Consider the following 21,823-nt stretch of genomic DNA (forward strand, 5'->3'; position numbering starts at 1 on the left):
CCCCAATAGCGTAGTAGAGTAAAAGGAAGCCCCCGGTGAAAGCCGGGGGCTTCCCCTTTGGGGCTATGCTTTGCTGGCTTGGATATGTGCGTGAGGACTTTCAGGTTGTTCTTCGATGCCTTGACAATATTCTAGATAGAGCAAAGCAGCTAAATCTGCTTGATTTTTACGATAAACTTGAGAAAAATAGCTTTGAGCTTCAGAATAGGCTTGGTTTTCGTAAGCTTGAATGCCTGCGCTGAAGGTTTCAATGGTCTCCAGTTTGAGGGCCTGAATTTCGTTTTTGCGTCGATCAATCACTTCGTAGACCCTGACAGATTGGTTCTTGCCTTTGACCTTGACCTGTCCGAGGGGGCGCATGGGGTAGGTATGGTTGGCAGGCAGAGATTCGCGTACCTGTTCGCTGATAATGATGGGGGCGGCGTAGATTTTGGTTAAGCCCTCCATGCGTGAGGCCAGATTGACAGCATCGGAGATCACGGTTCCCTCCATGCGCTCTTGTTCTCCGATCGTGCCCAGCATCAAGCTGCCCGTATGCAGACCAAAGCCAATTTCGATGGGCGCGTATCCCCTTTCCAGGCGGCTGGGATTATAGGCTTCGATCAGATCGAGCATTTCCAGGGCTGCTTCCAGTGCGTTGGCTGGGTTTTCTGGAAAAAGGGCCATGATCGCATCGCCGATATATTTGTCGATAAAGCCCTGGTTTTGACGGATCACAGGGCTGACGCGCCGGAGATAGGAGTTGAGAAAGTCAAAATTTTCTTTGGGGGTCATGGTTTCTGAGAGAGTGGTAAAGGAACGAATATCAGAAAAGAAGACCGTCATTTGTTTTTGAACCTGATCCCCGAGCCGCACCTGAACAATGCTTTCGTGGCCCAAATAGCCTAAAAATTCGCGGGGTACAAACCTGCTATAGGCCATATTGATTTTGGCCAGTTCGATATGGGTTTTGATCCGGGCCCGCAATTCATTTTTTGAGAAAGGTTTGGTCAAATAGTCATTGGCTCCCATTTGAAATCCCTCTACCAGATCCGAAACCTGATTTTTGGCCGTGAGCATGACCACGGGGAGTTCGGTGGGGGGGAATTTTTTGCGAATCTGTTTGCAGACTTCGTAGCCTGACATGCGGGGCATCATGATATCGAGCAGAACGAGGTCGAAATGTTGACCTGAGTTCAGCGCCTGCAAAGCTTCTTCCCCATTATTGGTCTGAAAAATCTGATAGTGTTCCAAAGACAATAAATTGGCGAGGACTTGGGCGTTGATGGGCTCATCGTCGACAATCAGAATTCGGAACCCTTCCCCTTTGCTGATTTCTGAGAGGGAATCTTCTGATTCTTTAAACAGACTGGCCTGATCGTGAAAGAGATTGAACTGCGAGAGATCTTCCTGGCCCGCACCGACAGATTCTAGAGCTCGTTCATGGGAGATCGGCAAACTGAAACTGAAGACAGAGCCTTGGCCGGGTTCCGATTCCACCCAGATTTTTCCGCCGTGTAGTTCTACCAATTGGCGGGTAATCGCCAACCCAATGCCTGTTCCTCCGGCTTCGCGTTCGCTGCTGCCATCTCCCTGTTCAAAGGATTCAAAGATCTGTTCCTGTTGTTCTTTGGGGATCCCTTTACCTGCATCGCAGACGGAGACGATGATTTCGTCCACTTTCTGTCGAGCGATGACTTCTATCAGGCCGATTTCTGTAAATTTAATCGCGTTGCCAATCAGATTGTAGAGAATCTGTTGCAGGCGGTTTTCATCGGCCTGAACGGCCATCAATTCGTCAGGAATCCCATTGTGTAAATTGATCGGTTTGTTGTGGGTCAGGTGCATCAAGATCGTGATCACCACATCGGTCAAAGAGCGCAGACTCACCGGACGCAAATTTAAGACCAGATTGCGGTGTTTGAGTTTGGAAAAATCAAGAATATCATTGACGAGGTGGGCCAAACGGCGACCACTGGAAACAATTAACGAGAGGTTATAGCGCAGTTGGGCATTGAGTTCTCCTGTGGCGCCATCTAAAATGGATTCGGCGATGCCGATAATCCCATTGAGGGGGGTGCGCAATTCATGAGAAGTATTGGCTAAAAACTCATCCTTAAGACGATCCAATTGACTGAGGGAATCGTTTTCCCGTTCAAGGTGTCTGACCATGGTTTTCATTAAGTCGCGCATGCCGAGCATGCCTATTCCACGCCCTGTTTGATCAACAATGGGCAAGTGCCGGATATTCCGACTCTCCATGAGTTTCAGGGCGTCGTTGATATCCTGATCTGCAGACAGTGTGAGCAGAGAGCGGGTCATAACCTCAGAAACCAAGGTGGTATAGATATTTAAACCTGGTCCGACTACTTTGTTGAGCAAATCCCGCTCTGAAAAAATGCCTTTCATTTCTTCTGGGGTGCCCAGAAGAATCGCGCCTATTTTTTGTCTGTGCATGACCGCGACGACCTCAGAAACAGAAAGGTCTTCTGGCAGGCACGAAAGACCGGGATTCATAATGCTTTGAACGCAAATTTTGGTGTTCACTGAATATTTTCCAGGAAAAGTCTTGTTCAAATTCTAACAGATTGTGCCAAAAGCTAAAAATAAGCCTTGATTTACGTCTGACAGCGGCATGAGGATCTCTTCTGTTCGTGTTAAAATAGGCACACACCAAAGAATAAAAACAGGAACAGCACTGTGAGTTTTATTGAGCGCAAAAAAGCAGGGATCTACAAGCTATACCCTGGATTGATCGGGCGTAGAACCGAGATCTCAGCTGTAAAATATGCCATTCGGCAAATGGAAAACCGCATCAGTTCTGGCTTAAAAGTCAGAGATTACGCAAATATTTTCTATTTTTATGGCCGTGTAGGTTCCGGTAAAACCACTTTGTTGAGAACCATTTTTGATGATTGTGAACGTGGTGAGCTGGGTTTTCAGCCGCTCAGTGTCTGGTTTGACTGCTCAAAAATAGCCCAGTCTGAGGCCACGGCAGAAGAGAGTTTTGTGGTTGAATTGACCCGCGCTTTGGTGAGTATGGAAGAGCAATTGGCGCCCCTTTTTCAGCCGGTTTTTGATTATTGGGCCAATTTGGTCAAAGACCCTGCGGCTGCTCCCGCTGGCAACCTTCCAGCAGTTGTAGATCCTGCCACCCAAGCTTCGGCTTCACCTGTAAACCGCACCAATCCTGTGAAAGCTGCCTATGGTTCGATTTCAAGTATTGAAGTCAAGAAGAGCCCTTCAGGCAAACAAAACGTGAAAGATATTGCCCGCAGCGTCAACCGCAATATGCAGGCCATGGAAGCTGCCCAACGGACAACGCCAGCCCCCCCTCCTCTCAACAGCAAAGGGGAACTGGTCAAGCGTTTTGCCCATGCGGTGGATCAAATGGCAGGCCATTTTCGGGTGGTGTTTTTTTTGGATAATTTTGAAACCTTTGAGCGTTCCGAAGAATGGTTTCGCCAGGTATTTCTGAAGGCCTTTCAAAAAGAACTGATCCTGGTGATTGCCGGTGAAACCGATCTGCATACCACCTATCAGCAGGAATTTGGCAATGTTGCCAATTGTGTGGGTCTTCAACCCTTTTCTGTTTTTGAAACCGGGCATTTTCTGGCCTTTCAGAATCAGATTAGCGATCCTAAAATTGTGGTTTCGGCGCACCGCTTGGCCGGTGGCAATCCGCTCTGCGTGACCATGATTGCCGCAGCATTGCAGCATGTGATCAATCAACAGGCACCGGCAGCACCGTCTGGGCCTTCAGGGCAATCCCGTCTCTTTGCGCTACAGCAAGGGCTTACCCCTGCAAACAGTGTGCCCCCCTCTGCCGCTTTGCGTTTTCTGGAATGGCCAGGAGATGATTATGGCGAAAAGATCAACAAATATATCGCCTATATCATGATGGATGAACTGCCCCAGACTGATCAGAATATGTTGGCAGCTTTGGCCCTGATGAATCATTTTCAAGCTGAACTTTTTCAGCATTTGTCTGGCGTGATGAATGTCAGTCGAACGCTCGAAAACTTAAGCCAGCGCTACCGTTTTATTTCACCGGATGGCGAGATGATGGAGTTTATGAAGCGCACGCTGCGTGGCTATTTTAAACAGGAAATGGAAAATGTCTTTGATGACATCATGCGGGCAGCCTACGATTTTATGGCTGAACAGGTGCGTCAGCACCCTGAGGATTTGAACCTTTTAATTGATGCCATGTATTATTATTTTCATCTGGATTTCAGAGTCGCTTACCGCCATTATGTGGGTTTGGTTTCACATTATATGCACACGGAACTTGATTTCTGCGATCGGTTGGCTGCCGAAATGCTCTCCTGCTCGATTCCACAGGAGGTCAAGCATAAGATTCGCTCAATGTCGCGCAGTTTGGGCTGGTTCCGTAAGAAAGATCCCAATGGCTCACAGTTTATTATGTCTGAGGTGGCCAATCCAGAGGCGATTGATAACGAAGAAATGCGCTTTGTCGCGGATCTGTTCTTAATGACGGATCATTGATTGAGGTAAATCATGAAAAAACTGCTTTTGATTTGTGTTTTCTTAGCGAATGCTTTTGTGCTCTCTCCGGCGAGAGCCGCTTCAGCAGAGGATTTCTTTCACCAAGGGCAGATTTTTGCTGCTCAAAAATCCTATGATAAAGCCCAGGAAGCCTATCTGCAGGCCTTGGCCACCGATCCTGAATTTGAGCCTGCGTATATTTCGTTGGCTTTGATCTACAGTATGAAAAAAGACTATGCCAAGGCTTTGTTTCAGCTGGATGCCGCCTTAAAATTGAACCCCAAAGGTGCATTGGCACATAAGGTCAAAGGCTTGATTTTCAAAGAGCAGGGCAAAGCTGAGGCTGCAATTGCTTCTTTTCAGGCCTATTTAAAGGCTGTGCCTGCCGAGCAGTTGAAAGCAAAAGAGAAACAGGAAATTGAAGCCTTGATCGCCCAGCTCGAAAAAGAGAAGGGGCAGCCCGCTGCAGAAGGAGGTCAATAATGTCGGTTTATCGTTTTCGCTATCTGCGCACCATGTACGATAAAATTGTGGGCATTGCCGTAGAGAAACCCAGTGGTGAATTGATGATGCAGGTGGGTCGGCAATTGATCGAGTTTGATCAGGGAGCGCCCAAGCTTGAAATGTTGCATCTCTATGTTGAAAAAATAGCGGATAAACCGGCCTTTAAAGCACTCCAAATTTATGATGTGAGCAAGATCTATACCACCAAAACCTTTACAACTTGCCAACAATTGATGGATGAAGGTCGTAATTTTCTGGTCTGAAGCAAGCGCTTTCTTCTGCTACCCTTCAGGGAGGAATCCGGGCTACAATACCTTTGGGCTCGTTTTGGAAGTCTTTGTAAGAGTCCCAGTTTTTATGGATTGAGATAAAGTTATGACTGAAGAACCCGATTTTTTAATTTTACGTGCGGCACGCAAACAGTCCGTACCCCGCCCTCCCGTTTGGCTGATGCGTCAGGCGGGCCGTTATATGCCCGAGTTTCGTGCGGTCAGAGCGCAGGTTGATTTTTTAACCCTTTGTGATACGGCTGAGCGTGTGGTTGAAGTTTCTATGCAGCCGGTTGAGCAATTGGGTGTAGATGGGGCGATTATTTTTTCCGACCTCTTGATTCCTGCCCGCGATATGGGCTGTGATTTAGAGTATGTCAAGGGCGAAGGCCCTGTGATACACAATCCGATTCGCAATGAGGCAGATTTACGGGCTTTGAAAACGCCAGACCCTTCCGAAGCTTCTCCTGCTTTGGGGCAAGCGATTGCCATGCTCAAACGTGAAGTGGAGCCCAAAATTCCTGTTCTGGGGTTTACAGGGGCCCCCTGGACAACTGCGGCCTATATGATCGAAGGCGGGGGCAGTCGCAATTATATTGAAATTAAAACCATGATGTACCAGGCTCCTGAACTGTTTCAGCGCCTGCTTGAGCATATTTCAGGGGTCTTGATTAGCTATTTGTCGTATCAGGTCAAAGCAGGTGCGCGCCTGGTGCAGATTTTTGATTCCTGGGCCGGTACTTTAAATCAGGCCGATTACCGCCGCTATGCGCTGCCTGCCACCCAACAAGTAATTCAAGGGTTTAAACAATTGCATCCTGAAGTTCCCTTGATTCTCTATGTGGGCAATTCAGGGCATTTTCTTGAGGCCACTGCAGAAAGTGGTGCCGACGTACTCAGCCTGGACTGGCGTGTTGATCTGAATGACGCGGCCGAGCGGGTGGGTGAGAAGGTGGCTTTTCAAGGCAATCTTGACCCTGTTCGTCTGTTCTCAACCGCTGAGGATGTCGAAGCCCAGACCCGCGCCTTGATTGGGGGCTTTGCCTGGAAGACCGGGCATATCTTTAATTTAGGCCATGGTATTCTGCCTGGAACGCCGGTTGAAAATGTTAAACGTCTTGTTGATACTGTGAAATCCTATGCCTGAGGCCTTAGATTTTCACGTTCCGCGCGATCTGCTCGCCAAATATGCCAAGCCAGGCCCCCGTTATACCTCTTACCCGACGGCGCCTGTCTGGCGCGATGATTTTGGCCCAGAACAGGCTGAAGCGCTTTACCGTGCCAATAATCCAGAGAACAGTACCCGTGCCCTGGCGCTTTATTTTCACATGCCCTTTTGTACCAGTTTGTGCTGGTATTGTGGCTGCAATGTAAAAATTTCTCGCAATAAGGCGGTTCTTGGCCCCTATCTCGAAGCTGTCGAGCGGGAGCTTGAATTGGTTTCACCTTTTCTGGCCTCAGGCCGTGAAATTTCTCAAATGCATTGGGGCGGGGGCACACCGACCTATCTCAGTCCTGAACAGATTGTCGATGTGGTGGCGATGATCAAAAAACGCATGCGTTTTTCTGAAAACGCCGAACTTTCGATTGAAGTCGATCCGCGTGTGACGACCCTTGAGCACCTACAGGCCTTGCGCGCGTCTGGCTTTAACCGTATCAGCATGGGGGTTCAGGATTTTAATCCTGAGGTTCAGGAAGCCGTTCACCGGGTACAGCGTTTTGAAGATACTGCTGAGCTGATTGCCAACAGCCGTAAATTGGGTTTTTTATCCGTCAATATTGACCTGATGTATGGCCTGCCCTATCAAACGGTGGCTTCCTTTTCTGAAACCTTGAAACAGGTCGCCAGCTTGGATCCTGATCGGCTGGCGCTCTTTCACTATGCCCATGTGCCCTGGCTGAAACCGGCTCAAAAACTGATCAAAGAAGAAACCTTGCCATCGTCTGAAACCAAGCTCGATATCTTTGAACTGGCAATTGACGATTTTCTGCAAAAGGGCTATCGCTATATTGGCATGGACCATTTTGCCAAGCCCGATGACGAGCTTTCTCTGGCCCAGCAGGAACACACCCTGCGCCGAAATTTTATGGGCTATACCACCCAGGCGGGCACCGATCTCTATGGCTTTGGCGTATCTTCGATTTCTGAAATTGAAGGTCATTTTATTCAAAATGAACGCCTGGTGCCTGATTACGAAGCGCGTCTCAAAGCTGGGCATTTGCCCACTTTGCGGGGCATGGTGCTGTCTGCCGATGACCATTTGCGCAAAGCCGTGATTGAAGATTTGATCTGCAATTGCTACCTGGATTATGCGCGTTTGGAGAAAGCCTTTGAAATTGATTTTAAAACCTATTTCGCAGCTGAAATTGCCGAGATGGAAACTCTGGTGGATGACCAATTGGTGGCGATGAGCCCCTCTGGAGTTCAGGTTTTACCACGTGGGCAGATTTTAATTCGCAATGTCTGTATGATTTGGGATGCCTATCTCAAACAGCAGCAGGGCAAACAGCAGTTTTCACGAACGGCTTAGGCTTGCTTTTTAGAGAAAGGCCGCAAACCCTTCTTCTGTTTGGGCAAAATTCCAGGCCTCAAATTCTGGCTTGTCACTGACCTCTTCCCGACAGAAAGTTGGGGGAAAAAATGCCTCGGCTTCTGTTTCCGACAGAAATTCACATTCTGCAATCACAGGAGCCTTGGGGTTTTCTGGGAAATTAATCGCCAGATGGTGTCCTTGGTAGGGAAAATAGATTCTTTTTCGGCGCAAAATCGCACCCGGCAGGCTTTTTAAGAGCTGTTCATATTCACTCTGTGTTAGGTAGATATTTGTGATGTCTTCAGTCAAGGGATGTGCTTTGCCATATTTTTTGCAAAGTTTAAATTGAACGTCTGCCTGATTTTCAATTTTTCTCAGGCGCAGGCGTGTTGCCTGAAGATAAGAATCGGTGATCAGTGCGTGTCGACAACTGCTTAAATCGGGAAGTGCAGAAGTATCCACCAGCCAACGCCTTTCAATTTCAGCTTGGGCGTATTTCATGGGGCTGGAGCACACTTACCAGGGCGTGATGCGGGTATTGAGGCTATCCCATAGTTCGCCCAGGGCTTTTTTCAAGCGGCGCGAAACTTGCATTTGTGAAATGCCTAGATTTTTAGCAATTTCGGTTTGGGTCAGATCCTGATAAAAGGCAAATTCGAGGATCTGGCGGGATTGAAAACGCACTTTTTTAAGTGCATCTTGTAAAAGAATCCGATCTTCCTGGGCCAGCTGAAAGCTTTTATAACGTCTATCTTCCAGTTGATCCAAGATCGAAGTGGTGCCTTCTTGAAAGGCTTTGTAATCCTGATCTAAAGAAATGGGAAAGAAGTTTTTTTCGAGATGGCGAACTTCTTCGAGTTTTTCCTGACTGATGCCCAAATGTTCGCTGATTTCTTCCTGAGAGCCTTCCCGGCCCAATGTGCTTAAGAGATGAAGCTCTGCATTGCGCACTTTGGGAAGCAGTTCTTGCAGTTCGCGGGGAGGTCTGACCACAGGCAACTGGTCACGCAGGTAGTGTTTGATTTCACTTGCAATCAGATGGGCAGCATAGGTGCGAAAATTGATTTTTCGTTCGGGGTCATAGCGTTTAATTGCATTGAGTAGGCCGATGGCACCGACTTGAACCAGATCCTCATAATGACTTTGCACCATTTGACTGTAATTACGCGCAATCCGATGCACCAGATCCATATTCTGGATTAGAATTTCTTCACGCGTATTTTCTTGATCTTTGAGGGCGGTCATTCCCAGCCTGCCTTTTTCAATGCGTTTCTGTTGCCGTAAGGAAACAGAAGCGATTATTGAATCGCACTGATAACACTGAACATGGGCAAATACATCCCAATGATAATACTACCCACCATGCCACCAATTAGCACCATCATAAGCGGCTCAAGTAAAGAAGTCAAGGCCTTAACCGCTTGCTCTACTTCTTCATCATAGAAGTCAGCGACCTTTGAGAGCATGGTGTCTACGTTTCCGGATTCTTCCCCAATGGAGATCATCTGGGTGACCATGGGGGGAAAGAGCTTGGTTTGTGTCAGGGGTTTGGTCATGCCTTCACCTTCACTGACAGCTTCACGAACCTTTGCGATCCCGGCGGCAATATGCACATTTCCAGCCGTATCTTGGGTGATTTCAAGGGCGCTCATTAAGGGAACGCCACTGCGCAAGAGGGTTCCCAGTGTGCGGGTGAAACGGGCAATGGCTACTTTACGAACAATATCTCCAAAAATGGGAGCTTTCAGGATGACATTGTCAAATTGTGAGCGGCCAAAGGGAGTTTTGACATAGGCGAAGAGCCCCCAGGCTGAACCAAATATCGACGGAAAGATAATAAACCAATAGCCGCGAACCAAAGCACTCATATTCAGTAGCAATTGGGTAAAGGCTGGCAGGGGAACCCCCATGGAGTCAAACATTTCCTTAAAGATTGGAATCACGAAACTCAAGAGGAAAATAAAGATCGAGGTGGCGATAAAGCAGACGACCGAAGGGTAGGTCATGGCAGATTTTAACTGCCCAATCAGTTTGGCATTGCTTTCCATAAAGAGTGCCAAACGGTTGAGCACCTCATCGAGAACCCCGCCCATTTCTCCTGCCGAAACCATGCTGCAATAGAGCTTGTTAAACGTTTTGGGATGATCGGCCAGACATTCAGACAGCGAGCGTCCTTCTTCAACGCCATCACGCACCTCACTGAGGATACGCTTGAAAACAGGGCTTTGGGCTTGTTCTGCCATGATATTCAAGGCTCTTAAAAGCGCTACACCTGAATTGATCATGGTGGCAAACTGACGGGTAAAAACCACCATCTCTTTCAGTTTGACCTTCTGCATTTTCATCAGACGGCTATTGATGGCAGCGCCTAAGCCCCCGCCACCACTTTGTTTCTCGGTAATATCCAGTGGGAAAAGACCCTGTTCACGCAACTTTGCACGGGCCTGTGCCAGATTAGGGGCCTCTATGGTTTTAGATACCTGTTGTCCACGGGCATCTCTTACGGTACATGCGAAAGTTGCCATTCTTTTCTCCTCTTACAGTTAACGACGTCCGCCAGCTGCGCCGCCACTTTCATTCATCAAACGTTGGAAATCATCCGGTCGACTTGTCTTTTGGATCGCGTCTTCAAAGGTGATTTGGCGTGAAATACACAAATCACGCAGTACCATTTCCAGGGTAGCCATGCCGTATTTGCCACCGGTTTGAATGGCTGAATAGATTTGGGGAGTTTTACCTTCCCGGATCAGGTTGGCAATAGCAGGTGTCACGGTCATGATTTCCATGGCCATGACACGGCCTTTGCCGCGCGGGGCAAAATCTCCCACGGTGGCACGGGGCAATAGGGTTTGAGAAAGTACAGCGACAAGACTGTTGGAAAGTTGGATACGAATTTGGGTTTGCTGGTGGGGCGGAAAAACGTCTACCACACGATCAATGGTCTGACTGGCAGAGCTGGTGTGAAGGGTGCCAAAGACCAAGTGACCTGTTTCCGCTGCGGTGAGTGCCAGACGGATGGTTTCAAGGTCACGCATTTCGCCGACCAGAATAACGTCTGGATCTTCACGCAGAGCTGCGCGCAGGGCATTGTCAAAGGAACGGGTATCTTCTCCCAATTCGCGGGAATTAACCAAGCTTTTTTTGGAAACGTGTACATATTCAATCGGATCTTCAATCGTGAGAATATGTTCTGCTCTTTCTGTATTGATTAAATCAATCATGGATGCCAGGGTGGTGGATTTTCCGCTCCCGGTAGGCCCTGTTACCAAGACCAGACCTCTGGGTTTTTTGGTAAGCTCTTTGACGACAGGAGGCAGACCCAGCTCATCAAAACGGGGAATTTTGGAGGAAATCGTACGCAGGGCAGCCGCATAGGCACCTTTGTCTTTGTAGACATTGACACGAAAACGTCCCAGACCCACCACCCCGTAAGAACAGTCAAGCTCCCAGGTTTGCTCGAGGGTTTTGCGCTGTTCATTGGTGAGAATATTAAAGATCAGTTTTTGTGTGTCTTCTGGAGTGAGAGGCTCAAAGTCTGTCGGTGTAAGTTTGCCATTGACGCGAATCATGGGGGGAACGCCTGCCGCAATATGCAGGTCGCTGCCATCCTTATCGAAAACCATCTGAAGCAATTCTTCCATGAAGATCTGGGACATAGAGCAGATACTCCTCTTCTCAACCTGATATTAAGCTTTTTGTTTAAGTGTTGTAAAGCAGTATGGGCAAGTATCCCATTCTTCTTCGACCGTCGCCAGACAAGAGGGACAACGATCAGAGGCCGAAGCGGTTGATTGACCTGCAGCAGGCAAGGCCCCTCTGATTTTAGGCTGTGGGGGGCCTTTTTTCTTGTCAGAAGGGGGTGCAATGGCAATCGCTTCTGAGCCACTGCCATCTGAAACAGCAGGGGCACTGTGCTGCGGTGATGATGTTTCCAGTGAAGAACCACTGGGGGAAGGCGAACTTGCTTGTTTTGAAGCAGCAGCCTGTTGTTTTGCTTGTGCTCGGTAGTCTGGCTTGCGGGGAGGGATCAGCCGAATCAATTCTCGGGGTTCAGGCACTTCGGGAGGGGGGAAGAATCCCATTTCAATGTCCCCATCTTCAGAGCCTTCATCGGTCATGGTGACGCGTAAAACCTCGTCAAAGTCTGTAAAACCGTCGCGTACCAGCATTAGGGAATATTCTTTGAGCGGCACCATGCCACTGCGTTTAGCGGCCTGGCGGATAATCGATTTAACTGCGTCTTTGTTGATGGCTTCGCGCAGATCATCATTGATGGCCATCAGCTCATAAACACCCATACGGCCTTTGTAGCCGCCACTGCATTTTTCGCAGCCTTCTTCATTGTGCTTGTAAACCTGAATTTTTTCACCGGGTTTCCAGAAGGGGTAACCTACATAATAGAGCAAGGCTTCGTCTGGCTCATATAAAACACGGCATTCTGGGCACATACGGCGCACCAGACGTTGAGCCAGTACACAGATCGTGGAAGAAGAAATCAGGAAACCATCGATCCCCATTTCCTGGAGACGGGTAATCGCCCCTGGAGCATCGTTGGTGTGCAGACTGGTAAACACCAAGTGACCTGTCAGCGCAGATTCAATTGCAATATGTGCGAGTTCTTTGTCACGGGTCTCCCCGATCAGCATGATATCCGGATCTTGACGCAAGAAGGCCTTCAAGATGCGTGCGAAAGTTAAGCCAATTTCAGGCTGGGCCTGTGATTGGGTAATACCCGCCAAATCATATTCAATCGGGTCTTCTGCGGTTGAGATATTGACATCTGGGGTATTGCGCTCTGCCAGGATGGAATAGAGCGAGGTGGTTTTTCCGGAGCCTGTGGGGCCTGTTACGAAGATAATGCCGTAGGGGCGTTGTACGAATTCGCGAATGGCTTTTAGCAATTCGGGATAAATCATCAGCTTTTCAAGGCCCAATGAAGTATTGGAGTTGTCCAGAATACGCATAACGATCTTTTCACCGTGTTTGGAAGGCAGGGTGGAAACGCGAAAGTCAATATTGCGCCCGCCAATACGGCGTCTCAGACGACCATCCTGGGGTAGACGTTTTTCGGCAATATTCAGGTTGGTAATAATCTTGAAGCGAGAAGCCAAGGCATTGGCGATGCGTTTGGGCAGGTGAGGTTCTGAGTGCAAGACCCCGTCAATACGGTAACGCAGGCGCAGTTCATGTTCCTGGGGTTCAATATGAATATCACTGGCTTTCTTTTTTAAGGCATTGGCCAGAATGGCGTTTGCCAAACGTACAATTGGGGCGGCATCGGCGTCTGACTCGTCAAACTCTTCATCATCATCGACTTCAGAAACTTCCATTTCACCGACAATTTCATCGGTGTCATGGTCTTTGTCGAGCGCAATCCCGACGGGTCCTTTTTTGACCTCCGTGGTTGCGGCGGGTTTGGCTGCATCCAATTGGTCATTCAAAAATGCGTAAAAATCATCTTCTGTGATGACCACTGCGCGTACAGAGATACTTTTGCCAATTTTTTTACTGACAGACATGCGCACATCGTCAATGGCTGGCAAATCCTGTGGATTGACCATGGCAATCGTCAGGTTATTGTTGACGAAATTAATCGGGATAATCTGACGTTGTCGAATCAGATTTTCAGGAATCATCGTTAAGAGGTCTGATGTCAGTTTGATCGTTTTGACATTGACATAGCTGATGCCAAATTGCAACTCGAGTGCGTCTTTGATATTGCTTTCAGTGACATAATTCTGTTCAATCAGAATTTGCCCCAGGGATTTGCTGGTGTTTTTCTGTTGAACCAGCGCTTCTTCAAGCTGATCCTCGCTGATCATGCCAGCTTCGAGCAGAATTTCTCCGAGTCGCTTGCGTACTAGAGCCATGCCTGTTGATCTACACCCTCTGCAATTATTAATAGTACCGGTATATTTTTAATTATATCGGCTTTTAGCTGAACAACGCGTGACAAGCGAACACCCCTAGAGGCTGGCCGCTGTTTCCATCAGTTTTGAAAGATTGAAGCCATCTGTGCTGTTTACAAAAACAACCATCAGACTCCCATCTGCTAATCCTGATAATAAGGTAATGCCTTGTTCCGTTTCAAGCAGAATGCGTTTGAGTGTTCCTCTCTGCATACGTTTGATCTGAACACCCAGATTGGCAAACATTGACATGGCAACATTGCCTACTTCTGCTTCCATGGGTGGATTGCTGGTCACCAATTGTCCTGCACCGCTGACAATTCCGACAGATGTCACGCCAGGCAGTTGTTGCATGGTTGAAATTTCATTTTGGTAGTTAGACATGGTTTTTATTGTCTCCCGCTCATGGCAATTACTGCAGCTATCAGTTTGTTCATACTGAACTCAGGGGTATTTTGGCTGAAGGCAACCAAGGTTCCCATTTCAAGTGAAGAAAGCACGGTATATCCAATATCCGTTTCGATCACCATCCGGCGAATACCGCCACGTTTCATTTGTTTTACCTGAACATCAATATTCAAGTAAATTGAGGAGGTTAAGGCACCTACAATTTCCTTGTCGATTTCAGTGGGCATGGTATTGGCAATCACCAGGCCATCATTGCCGACAATCAGGGTGCCGACAACACCAGGCACTTCATTGACTTCTTTCAAGAGTTCGTCAAAGGTTTGGCCTTGAGCGGCCAAAATGACCTGGGTCGTGGTCAGGCCTTTGGAGCCTAATTTTTCAGCTCTGCGAATGATATCTTCCAAGGTGCTTTGATCCACGAGCATTTTGCCCATGGGCGCCAGTCCTTCTTTTTTGGGTTGCGTAGAAGGCGGTTTTTGGTTGACATCAATTGAAGATTTTGAATCATCCAGTTTAAAAGACGAAAGAAAATCGGAGCCAATGCTGTCTGCGCTGAAGGTGGCTGGCTGTGCAGGAGGTTCGGGAGCTGCTGCGGCAGGAGCCGAGGCCAGATCATCAAAATTCAGATCATTCAGATCCAAACCACTGCTGGTTGGCGCAGCGGCCGGGGCAGGGCTTGAATCGCCAAAGAGATTATCCAAGGCATTGTCGAGACCGCCACTGTCAAACATGCCTCCACCGGAAGGGGCGGAAGCAGGGGCTGGGGCCGCTTTGGGGGCTGCTGCAGGGGCGGGAGCGGGGGCCGGGGCCGAGCCTGCATCGCCAAAGAGATCGTCCAAAGCGTTGTCTAAACCACCGGCGTCAAAGAGGCCTCCACCAGCAGGAGCTGCGGCCGGAGCGGCAGCGGCAGGGGCTGCTGCAGGGGCGGGAGCGGGGGCCGGCGCAGGGGCGGCAGGTTCTTCACCAAAGAGGTCATCCAGGGCACTGTCAAGGCCGCCACTGTCAAAAAGGCCTCCTCCTGAGGGGGCTGCTGCAGGAGCAGGGGCCGGAGCAGGGGCCGGAGCGGGAGCCGGTGCGGGAGCAGGGGCTGGGCTGGAATCACCAAAGAGGTCATCTAAGGCATTGTCAAGGCCGCCATTGTCAAAGAGACCTCCTCCAGCGGGGGCTGCTGCAGGGGCAGGGGCCGGAGCCGGGCTTGAATCGCCAAAGAGGTCATCCAGAGCGTTGTCGAGGCCGCCATCGAAAAGACCTCCGCCAACAGGGGCTGCTGCAGGAGCAGGGGCCGGAGCTGGGCTTGAATCGCCAAAGAGGTCATCCAGAGCGTTGTCGAGGCCGCCATCGAAAAGGCCACCACCAGCGGGCGCTGGAGCAGGGGCGGGTGCAGCTGTTGGTTTATCACTGTCTTCAAGCAGTGAGTCCAAAGCATTGTCTAAGGCTGAAGAGTCAAAAACAGAAGAAGCAGCCGCAGGAGCGGGTGCTGGCTTAGGGGGGGGAGCCAGGCTAGGAGCTGCTGGAGCCGCTGGAGGTGCCAGACTCGGCGGTGCCGATGAAACTGGGGGTGCAGAGGACACAGGAGGCGTAGACGAGACGGGAGGAGGCGTCAGCGGTTTTTTTGCTGCGATGGGGGAGGCTGGCTTCTTTAAGGGAGAAGGGGGGGCAGAACCCGGACGTGACGAAGTTGTGGGACGTGATTTTTTCTGTCCTGAAGACTTGCCCTTCATCAAGAAAAGTGCGGCCACAACCGAAATAACAGCGACAGCGCCTATGGCAATCAATGCTACAGGGGGGCCGCCGGCAGCGGCCTGTTGAGTTGTTGTTTGTACTGCAGTTGTTGTTTGAGTGGCGGTCTGGGCCACCGCTTCTTGATTAATCAGAGGAAAGACAAGCAGGCAGACGCCAATCATCCACTGGTGGTAGTCATTCAGTTGAGGTATATCCCCTCTGCGCATTGCAATGCTCCTTTTTCAAAATTCTGTCTGAATATGTGTCGCAATGTAGTGAGACGGGCCATTTGATCGTCTGCCCGAACCAGTTTCAGTTCATCGAATTATAGCATACCTTTTTTCAGACCCATACAGCAGGCCTGAACTTATTGTCATCAGGTTTCAGATTACGAGTTTACGCAAGCGTGCACTCAGATTGTCAACGCCCATGACCAGAACAATCAGAATAACCACAATCGAGGATGCTTCTTGGTATTGAAAGGTTCTGAAAGAGGTATTTAAGAGATAGCCAATACCTCCTGCACCGATCAAACCCAAAATAGCCGCTGCTCTGATATTGGTTTCAAAACGATAAAGCGTAAATGAAATCAGATCAGGCAACATTTGTGGCACCACCGCAAAAGATAAAATTTGCGGATAGGAGGCGCCTGTTGCGCGAATGGCTTCTACCACGCCCTTGTCGATGTTTTCAATCGATTCAGAGAGCAGTTTCGTGAGCACTGTGGTGGTATGAAAAGCCAGGGCCAAAGTGCCCGCAAAAGGTCCCAGGCCCACTGCTGAAACGAAAATTAAGCCCAGAGCCAGATCTGGAATGGTGCGCAGGAGATTGATTAAAAAACGTACGCATTTATAAACCACAGGGTGAGGCGTGGTATTGATCGCCGCCAGAAAGGCCAAGGGAAAGGCAAAAATAACAGCAAGTACAGTCCCCACCAAGGCCATTTGAATGGTTTGAATGGTTGCACCTACAATCGTCTGTGGAAAGGTATTGTTCCACCAACGCTGTTTGAGCTTGGCCTGTTCTTTGGATAAAGGCATGGGAGTTAAGAGTTGAGGTACTGTCATCCCTTCAGGTACTGAATAGGATTTCTTGTCTACGATGCGTGTGCCGTCAGGAGGCAGCATGCGTCCAATGGTTTCGATAATTTTGGGCAGGCCTTCAAAGAGTTCGTTAAAACGGAATTTTGCCCCATCAAAAGCCCAAAGAACAAGCAGCGCTGCTAAAAAAAGCATGACCAAGCGCTTTGAACCTTTATGCGGTGGTTTGGGGGCATGCTGAAGTGTACTTTCACGCAGCTCAGCTGTATTTTTCCATTGACGGGTTTCGGTCTGCAAATCACTCATTTGGTAGCCTGCCGGGTAAATCTTTGGTAAATATTGGCGACAACTTCGTCGCTTAAATTTGCGGGAAGATCGTCAAATGCGACCTCTCCTTGAGCCAAACCAATCACGCGATCGGAATAACGTCGGGTCATTTCAAGGGTGTGCAGGCTGACAATCGTCGTGATATTGTCTTCCTGGCTGACGCGTTTCAAAATATCCAGTACGGTTTCTGCAAGTTTAGGATCCAGGCTCGCAACCGGCTCATCTGCCAGAATCAGACTGGGATTTTGCATCAGGGTGCGTGCAATTGCAACCCGTTGTTGTTCTCCTCCACTCAGGGCGTCGGCACGCTTATAGGCGTGAGAGAGCAGGCCGACACGTTCAAGATTGATCAGCGCGGTTTCTTTTTCCTGCTGGTTAAAGATTCTCAGGGTGGTACGCATGGCATCGAGGTAGCCCAGGCGCCCAGACAAGACATTTTCAAGCACGGTTAAACGTTTGACAATATTAAACTGTTGGAAGATCATGCCTGTTTTTCTGCGCCAGGCACGCAGTTCTTTGCCGCGTAAGCTGCTGATATCCAGGCGGGTTGGATCGTTGTTGTTGAGAAAGACAGCACCGGGAACGAGCATTTCTCCTTCAGAAGGTTCAACCAAACGGTTGATGCAGCGCAGCAAGGTCGATTTTCCTGCGCCACTGAGCCCAATTAAACCGACAAACTGCCCGGCCTGAATTTGGATGCTCAAGCCCTTGAGAATCGGGCGCCCATCGGCGTAGGATTTTTTCAGATTTACCAGCTCGAGTAAAGGCGTACGCATGGTCTATTTTCCTTTGCCTGAAGCGCTAAGCTCTTTTTTCACTTCGATTCCGGCTTCAGAAAAGGCGCTTCTGATCCCTTGGTAATCTTCGTCAGTTGCAGGCACAAAGCTGTCGATGCGGTAGAGCTTTTGAATCAGTTTTTGACCTTCAGGATCTTTGCTGAGTTCAATAAAGAAATCCTGAACCTGTTTGGCCAATTCAGGGGCAATGTCTTTGCTAATGCAGATATTATCTGAAGGGATGGCGTCAGAGACTGCCAAAATTTTGAGCTGCTTGGCTTCTTCAGGTTTGAGCAGATGTTTCCAGGCTGCGTCATCTCCCTTGGGGTCATTGGCATAGGTCGCGCCAGCCACTACTTTTTTATTGAAGACAGCCAGGACGGTGGCGTCGTGACCCCCTGAAAAAATCAGATTGTCAAAATCCGTGGCCGGGTTAATGCCCTGTGCTTTGAGCATTTTTAAGGGGTAAATATAACCTGCAGTGGAGAGGGTGTCGCCAAAGGCAAAGGTTTTGCCTTTGAGATCCGTCAATTGATTGACCCCAGCATCCTGGCGGGTAAAAATAATCGAATGGTAAAAGGGTTTGTCACCCCGCTGAGCTTTGAGAATGACTTTGACACCGGCCTCACTGTTGGCCATAACGTAAGAGGCTGGGGTGAGAAAGGCTGCATCGAGTTTTCCTCCCCGAAAAGCCTCTACAATGCCTGTATAATCGGTCGCAATAAAAGGCTGTACTTCTCTGCCGATTTTTTTGCTCATCATGTCGATCAGGGGCTGAGAATTGCGTTGAATTTCTTCCATATTTTCAGAGGGAATGAATCCAATTCTTACTGCAGCTTTTTCGGGGCTTGAGTTAGAAGTCTCGGATTGTCCAGAAGGGCAGCCAGTCAGTAAGGGAAAGATCAGGGCGATAAGGGGAAGGCAGCGTTTGAGCACGAGAAAACTCCATCTTCGTATCTGCGAAATTGATCAACAGTATAGCACCCATAAGCGGCATGCACAGGAAGAATTCACTATTTCAGACAAGATCCGGCTCTCTGAAAATATCGGCAAAGCGTTCTGGTGACCAATTTTTCAAGTCTGAAACTTGGCCATCCCCCAACTCCACGATGCGCCACTCACCCAGACTGTTTTGAATTAGATCCACACTGAAAAAAGGAGCAGCGATCTCCTGTAAGACTTTTTCAAGTGGCGGCGGAATTTCTGTCTCGGACTGAGGGCTGAAGGCCTTCCCTTTCCAGATAAACCAGCGGACTTCGCTTTCTGGCAACCAGGATTCCCAGCGACGGATACAAATTCCCCCTTCGATCCGACCTTTAAATTGTTTCATTTCACGCACCCATTCTTGGGCTTCTGCCAAGGTCTTTACGTGGGAGCCGTTTCCAGTATTTAAAGATTTCACATCGTCTTTTAAAAAATAGCTGTCCCAATTTAAGCTCTCCAAGATTTCAGGTAATTCTTCAGGGGTTTTGATTCTTACCGTTTCGGGGGTCCATTCTGAGAGCAGGGGATACCAATTGGGCAGGTAGTGGCAGAGGCCATACTGTTCCGGGCTTGTCAGCGGAAGAACTCCTGCTTTTGCCCACTGGGCGTAAAGATTTTGATAATCTTTTAAACTGAGCATCCAGCCCCTGTAAAGGGCCCGGATCGGCGTGTTGGGCGAAAACACCTGTCCATTCCAAACCTGAACTTGAAAACCTGCATTCTCAAGGGCTTTGGCTTCTGTTTGAAATTGAGCATCGGGTAAACGGGGTTTGAAATAATCTGCTGGGTACAGAAAGATTGGGGTCATAAATTTTTGCGTTTTTGGACCAGGGTTTTGTTTTGTCTTATTTTCCAGCGGGCAATTTCTTCATTCTCAGGTTGAAACTCACTCAGCCAAGGTTTGAACTCGTAGTGATTGAAAAAAAGCTCAGGGTTATAGTAAATCAGACCACTGCGGAGTGGAATATCGCCGCATCCAGAAGGGCGTTGACGGCGAATGCTCTGCATTTCCCGAGCGGCCAGGTTGAGAAAATTGAAACGCAGCAAATCCTGGCCTTTGGGGGGTTGTCTGCAGATATAAGCATAGCCCCAGGCGCCGTCTCTTACTGGAACCCGATCCATGACTTCAAAGTGAAGATGGGGATAGCCCGCTGCGCCCGTGCGCCCAACCGCCCCAACGGTTTCGCCTGTTTTCAGCGTTTGATTCTGTTTGACCTGAATTTTGGCAAGATGGCCATAGAGCGCATAAAAACCATCGCCGTGTTGAATGACCACATAATAGCCATAGCGTCTGTCCTGATGGGGGTGGATCATCACCACTTTGCCTTCGCTTGCAGAGACAACAGGAGCCCCCGATGTGGCCTTGATATCAATGCCGGTATGTCCACCTCGATAAATTCCGTAATACCAATAGCCATTGCCGAAGGGATTGGTTAGTTTGCCTTGAACGGGAATTTGCCAGTCATGGGGCAATTCTTTTTGGGGGAAGATATGGGTGGCTGTGGCCGATGGTTCTGGCGAAACGGGTAAAACTGCCGTTTTGTAGGTGTGCTTACCCGGATTTTTTGATTGGGAGAGGGGGTGAGAATTCAGGGGAGAACTCAAGGCACTTGCTTGAAGCACCAGCAAAACCAGAGACGTTAAAATCAGGGATAAACGCATAATCAGCACATTCTATTTCGTATTCAGGAGGGTTTCTGACCTTTCGCATGCTTCCAGAACCGGTTGTGGGCTAGGCACAAGAGGGAGGGGGAAATTTCATGCGGGCTGTCTTTGAGACATCCACCTGAGATGAATTATATCATTGAAATCCAGACCCTCTGTCACTGGTTTTATTTTTCTCAAGATAAAAAAATAAAAATTTACATGTCATCAACATGTCATCAAAAGGGAGGACTTCCGCTGAATACTCTTGGTGTTTTGCAAGGGCTTCTGTTAGGTTAAAGGGCAGACAATCTTCTTGGAGGGTGATGAGTATGCAAATTGGTGAATACGAAGTGGTAACGCTCGAAACAGGACGTTTTGCGCTGGATGGTGGAGCGATGTTTGGGGTGGTTCCAAAAATCATTTGGGAAAAAAAACACCCTGCTGATGAAAAAAACCGCATCGAAATGGCGATGCGTGTGGTGCTTTTGCGCTCTCAAGAGCAGGTGATTCTGATTGATACAGGCATTGGCGATAAGCTGAGTGCCAAACAGAGACAAATTTATGGGGTTAATTTAGAACACAGTCATTTATTGAACTCGCTTGCGCAAGTGGGTTTACAGCCTGAAGATATTAGCGATGTGATTTTGACCCATTTGCATTTTGATCATGCGGGTGGAGCGACCCGTATAGAAGATGGAAATCTAAAACCCGCTTTTCCCAAGGCCAAGTATTGGGTGCAACGCGAAAACTGGGAATGGGCACTTCAACCCTCTGAAAAAGACAGGGCCAGTTATTTACAGGAGAATTTTGTACCTTTGCAAGCGGCTGGGCAACTGCATTTTTTGGAGGGGGCAGGTGATATTTTTCCTGGCGTTCGTGCCCGTTTGTCTCAAGGACATACAACAGGGCAGCAGTTGATTGAAATCTATGCCGAAAATCAGTTTGCAATTTATGGGGCGGATATTATCCCCATGGCAGCCCATATTGCAATTCCCTATGTGATGGGGTATGATTTGCGCCCCCTGGTAACGATCGAAGAAAAAAAGCAGATCTTAGAAGATGTTTTGGCCCAAAATGGCATTTTGATCTTTGAACATGATCCAGAAATGAAGGCTTGTCGTCTGCGTCGGGGAGAAAAATCCATTGAAGCAGCTGAAGCTGTTGAGATTTAGTGGTTTTTTTCTGTGGATTGTTTTACGTCTGTGTGCTTGAATG

The 21,823-nt window shown here is 48.7% G+C and carries 19 protein-coding genes; 6 read left to right on the top strand and 13 right to left on the bottom strand.

Annotation, left to right across the window (positions count from 1 at the left end):
* Window positions 1-63: 63 nt before the first annotated feature.
* Window positions 64-2,526, bottom strand: coding sequence for a PAS fold family protein (locus COW20_23570; protein PIW44625.1), 2,463 nt, complete (start codon window positions 2,524-2,526; stop codon window positions 64-66).
* A 153-nt stretch (window positions 2,527-2,679) separates the two neighbouring features.
* Here COW20_23570 and COW20_23575 point away from each other — a divergent pair, with 153 nt between their 5' ends.
* The 5 genes from COW20_23575 (at window position 2,680) to hemN (ending at window position 7,792) form a co-directional block, all read left to right on the top strand.
* Window positions 2,680-4,488: a hypothetical protein gene (locus COW20_23575; GenBank protein PIW44626.1), complete on the top strand. Its 1,809-nt coding sequence runs from the start codon at window positions 2,680-2,682 to the stop codon at window positions 4,486-4,488.
* Between the two features lie 12 nt (window positions 4,489-4,500).
* The gene (locus COW20_23580) at window positions 4,501-4,971 is read left to right on the top strand and encodes a hypothetical protein (protein ID PIW44627.1); all 471 of its coding nucleotides are present in this window, start codon (window positions 4,501-4,503) and stop codon (window positions 4,969-4,971) included.
* The gene (locus COW20_23585) at window positions 4,971-5,255 is read left to right on the top strand and encodes a hypothetical protein (GenBank protein ID PIW44628.1); all 285 of its coding nucleotides are present in this window, start codon (window positions 4,971-4,973) and stop codon (window positions 5,253-5,255) included. Before COW20_23580 ends, COW20_23585 begins: the two co-directional genes overlap by 1 nt.
* Window positions 5,256-5,367: 112 nt before the next feature.
* Window positions 5,368-6,408 carry a uroporphyrinogen decarboxylase gene (gene hemE, locus COW20_23590; protein PIW44629.1) on the top strand — a complete coding sequence of 347 codons (1,041 nt, stop codon included), beginning with the start codon at window positions 5,368-5,370 and terminating at the stop codon, window positions 6,406-6,408.
* The gene (hemN, locus tag COW20_23595) at window positions 6,401-7,792 is read left to right on the top strand and encodes an oxygen-independent coproporphyrinogen III oxidase (protein PIW44630.1); all 1,392 of its coding nucleotides are present in this window, start codon (window positions 6,401-6,403) and stop codon (window positions 7,790-7,792) included. Before hemE ends, hemN begins: the two co-directional genes overlap by 8 nt.
* Before the next feature lie 9 nt (window positions 7,793-7,801).
* Here the strand turns inward: hemN and COW20_23600 are convergent, their stop codons facing one another.
* The 12 genes from COW20_23600 to COW20_23655 all read right to left on the bottom strand — a co-directional run bounded on the left by COW20_23600 (window position 7,802) and on the right by COW20_23655 (window position 20,623).
* The gene (locus COW20_23600) at window positions 7,802-8,296 is read right to left on the bottom strand and encodes a hypothetical protein (protein ID PIW44631.1); all 495 of its coding nucleotides are present in this window, start codon (window positions 8,294-8,296) and stop codon (window positions 7,802-7,804) included.
* 15 nt (window positions 8,297-8,311) lie between these two features.
* Window positions 8,312-9,040: an RNA polymerase subunit sigma gene (locus COW20_23605; GenBank protein ID PIW44632.1), complete on the bottom strand. Its 729-nt coding sequence runs from the start codon at window positions 9,038-9,040 to the stop codon at window positions 8,312-8,314.
* Window positions 9,041-9,093: 53 nt separating this feature from the next.
* Window positions 9,094-10,320, bottom strand: coding sequence for a pilus assembly protein PilC (locus tag COW20_23610; protein PIW44633.1), 1,227 nt, complete (start codon window positions 10,318-10,320; stop codon window positions 9,094-9,096).
* A gap of 18 nt (window positions 10,321-10,338) precedes the next feature.
* Window positions 10,339-11,451, bottom strand: a complete 1,113-nt coding sequence (locus tag COW20_23615) for a twitching motility protein PilT (GenBank protein PIW44634.1) — start codon at window positions 11,449-11,451, stop codon at window positions 10,339-10,341.
* Between the two features lie 30 nt (window positions 11,452-11,481).
* Window positions 11,482-13,665 carry a general secretion pathway protein GspE gene (locus tag COW20_23620; protein PIW44635.1) on the bottom strand — a complete coding sequence of 728 codons (2,184 nt, stop codon included), beginning with the start codon at window positions 13,663-13,665 and terminating at the stop codon, window positions 11,482-11,484.
* A gap of 96 nt (window positions 13,666-13,761) precedes the next feature.
* Window positions 13,762-14,058: a hypothetical protein gene (locus COW20_23625; protein ID PIW44636.1), complete on the bottom strand. Its 297-nt coding sequence runs from the start codon at window positions 14,056-14,058 to the stop codon at window positions 13,762-13,764.
* A 35-nt stretch (window positions 14,059-14,093) separates the two neighbouring features.
* A complete protein-coding gene (locus tag COW20_23630; GenBank protein ID PIW44637.1) occupies window positions 14,094-16,061 on the bottom strand; it encodes a hypothetical protein in 1,968 nt (655 codons plus the stop codon).
* A 156-nt stretch (window positions 16,062-16,217) separates the two neighbouring features.
* Window positions 16,218-17,069: a phosphonate ABC transporter, permease protein PhnE gene (gene phnE, locus COW20_23635; protein PIW44702.1), complete on the bottom strand. Its 852-nt coding sequence runs from the start codon at window positions 17,067-17,069 to the stop codon at window positions 16,218-16,220.
* 107 nt (window positions 17,070-17,176) lie between these two features.
* Window positions 17,177-17,977 (bottom strand): phosphonate ABC transporter ATP-binding protein, encoded by an 801-nt coding sequence (phnC, locus tag COW20_23640; protein PIW44638.1) that lies wholly within the window; start codon window positions 17,975-17,977, stop codon window positions 17,177-17,179.
* 3 nt (window positions 17,978-17,980) lie between these two features.
* Entirely contained in the window at window positions 17,981-18,943 is a 963-nt protein-coding gene (locus COW20_23645; protein ID PIW44639.1) for a phosphate/phosphite/phosphonate ABC transporter substrate-binding protein, read from the bottom strand.
* A 52-nt stretch (window positions 18,944-18,995) separates the two neighbouring features.
* Complete coding sequence (locus tag COW20_23650; GenBank protein ID PIW44640.1) at window positions 18,996-19,769, bottom strand: hypothetical protein; 774 nt, start codon at window positions 19,767-19,769, stop codon at window positions 18,996-18,998.
* Window positions 19,766-20,623, bottom strand: coding sequence for a hypothetical protein (locus COW20_23655; GenBank protein PIW44641.1), 858 nt, complete (start codon window positions 20,621-20,623; stop codon window positions 19,766-19,768). Before COW20_23655 ends, COW20_23650 begins: the two co-directional genes overlap by 4 nt.
* 215 nt (window positions 20,624-20,838) lie before the next feature.
* On the opposite strand from COW20_23655, the gene COW20_23660 reads away from it, so the two are divergent.
* Window positions 20,839-21,780, top strand: coding sequence for an MBL fold metallo-hydrolase (locus tag COW20_23660; protein ID PIW44642.1), 942 nt, complete (start codon window positions 20,839-20,841; stop codon window positions 21,778-21,780).
* The last annotated feature ends 43 nt before the right edge of the window (window positions 21,781-21,823 follow it).

The sequence above is a fragment of the bacterium (Candidatus Blackallbacteria) CG13_big_fil_rev_8_21_14_2_50_49_14 genome, from assembly GCA_002783405.1.
Lineage (GTDB): Bacteria > Cyanobacteriota > Sericytochromatia > UBA7694 > UBA7694.

Bases quoted from the DNA above. Each gene is read 5' to 3' on its own strand.
- COW20_23580 (PIW44627.1), top strand. From the start codon at position 4,501: ATGAAAAAACTGCTTTTGATTTGTGTTTTCTTAGCGAATGCTTTTGTG.
- COW20_23620 (PIW44635.1), bottom strand. From the start codon at position 13,665: ATGGCTCTAGTACGCAAGCGACTCGGAGAAATTCTGCTCGAAGCTGGC.
- COW20_23625 (PIW44636.1), bottom strand. From the start codon at position 14,058: ATGCAACAACTGCCTGGCGTGACATCTGTCGGAATTGTCAGCGGTGCA.
- phnE (PIW44702.1), bottom strand. From the start codon at position 17,069: ATGCTTTTTTTAGCAGCGCTGCTTGTTCTTTGGGCTTTTGATGGGGCA.
- COW20_23650 (PIW44640.1), bottom strand. From the start codon at position 19,769: ATGACCCCAATCTTTCTGTACCCAGCAGATTATTTCAAACCCCGTTTA.
- hemN (PIW44630.1), top strand. From the start codon at position 6,401: ATGCCTGAGGCCTTAGATTTTCACGTTCCGCGCGATCTGCTCGCCAAA.
- phnC (PIW44638.1), bottom strand. From the start codon at position 17,977: ATGCGTACGCCTTTACTCGAGCTGGTAAATCTGAAAAAATCCTACGCC.
- COW20_23615 (PIW44634.1), bottom strand. From the start codon at position 11,451: ATGTCCCAGATCTTCATGGAAGAATTGCTTCAGATGGTTTTCGATAAG.
- COW20_23655 (PIW44641.1), bottom strand. From the start codon at position 20,623: ATGCGTTTATCCCTGATTTTAACGTCTCTGGTTTTGCTGGTGCTTCAA.
- COW20_23600 (PIW44631.1), bottom strand. From the start codon at position 8,296: ATGAAATACGCCCAAGCTGAAATTGAAAGGCGTTGGCTGGTGGATACT.
- COW20_23660 (PIW44642.1), top strand. From the start codon at position 20,839: ATGTCATCAAAAGGGAGGACTTCCGCTGAATACTCTTGGTGTTTTGCA.
- COW20_23605 (PIW44632.1), bottom strand. From the start codon at position 9,040: ATGACCGCCCTCAAAGATCAAGAAAATACGCGTGAAGAAATTCTAATC.
- hemE (PIW44629.1), top strand. From the start codon at position 5,368: ATGACTGAAGAACCCGATTTTTTAATTTTACGTGCGGCACGCAAACAG.
- COW20_23585 (PIW44628.1), top strand. From the start codon at position 4,971: ATGTCGGTTTATCGTTTTCGCTATCTGCGCACCATGTACGATAAAATT.
- COW20_23630 (PIW44637.1), bottom strand. From the start codon at position 16,061: ATGCGCAGAGGGGATATACCTCAACTGAATGACTACCACCAGTGGATG.
- COW20_23610 (PIW44633.1), bottom strand. From the start codon at position 10,320: ATGGCAACTTTCGCATGTACCGTAAGAGATGCCCGTGGACAACAGGTA.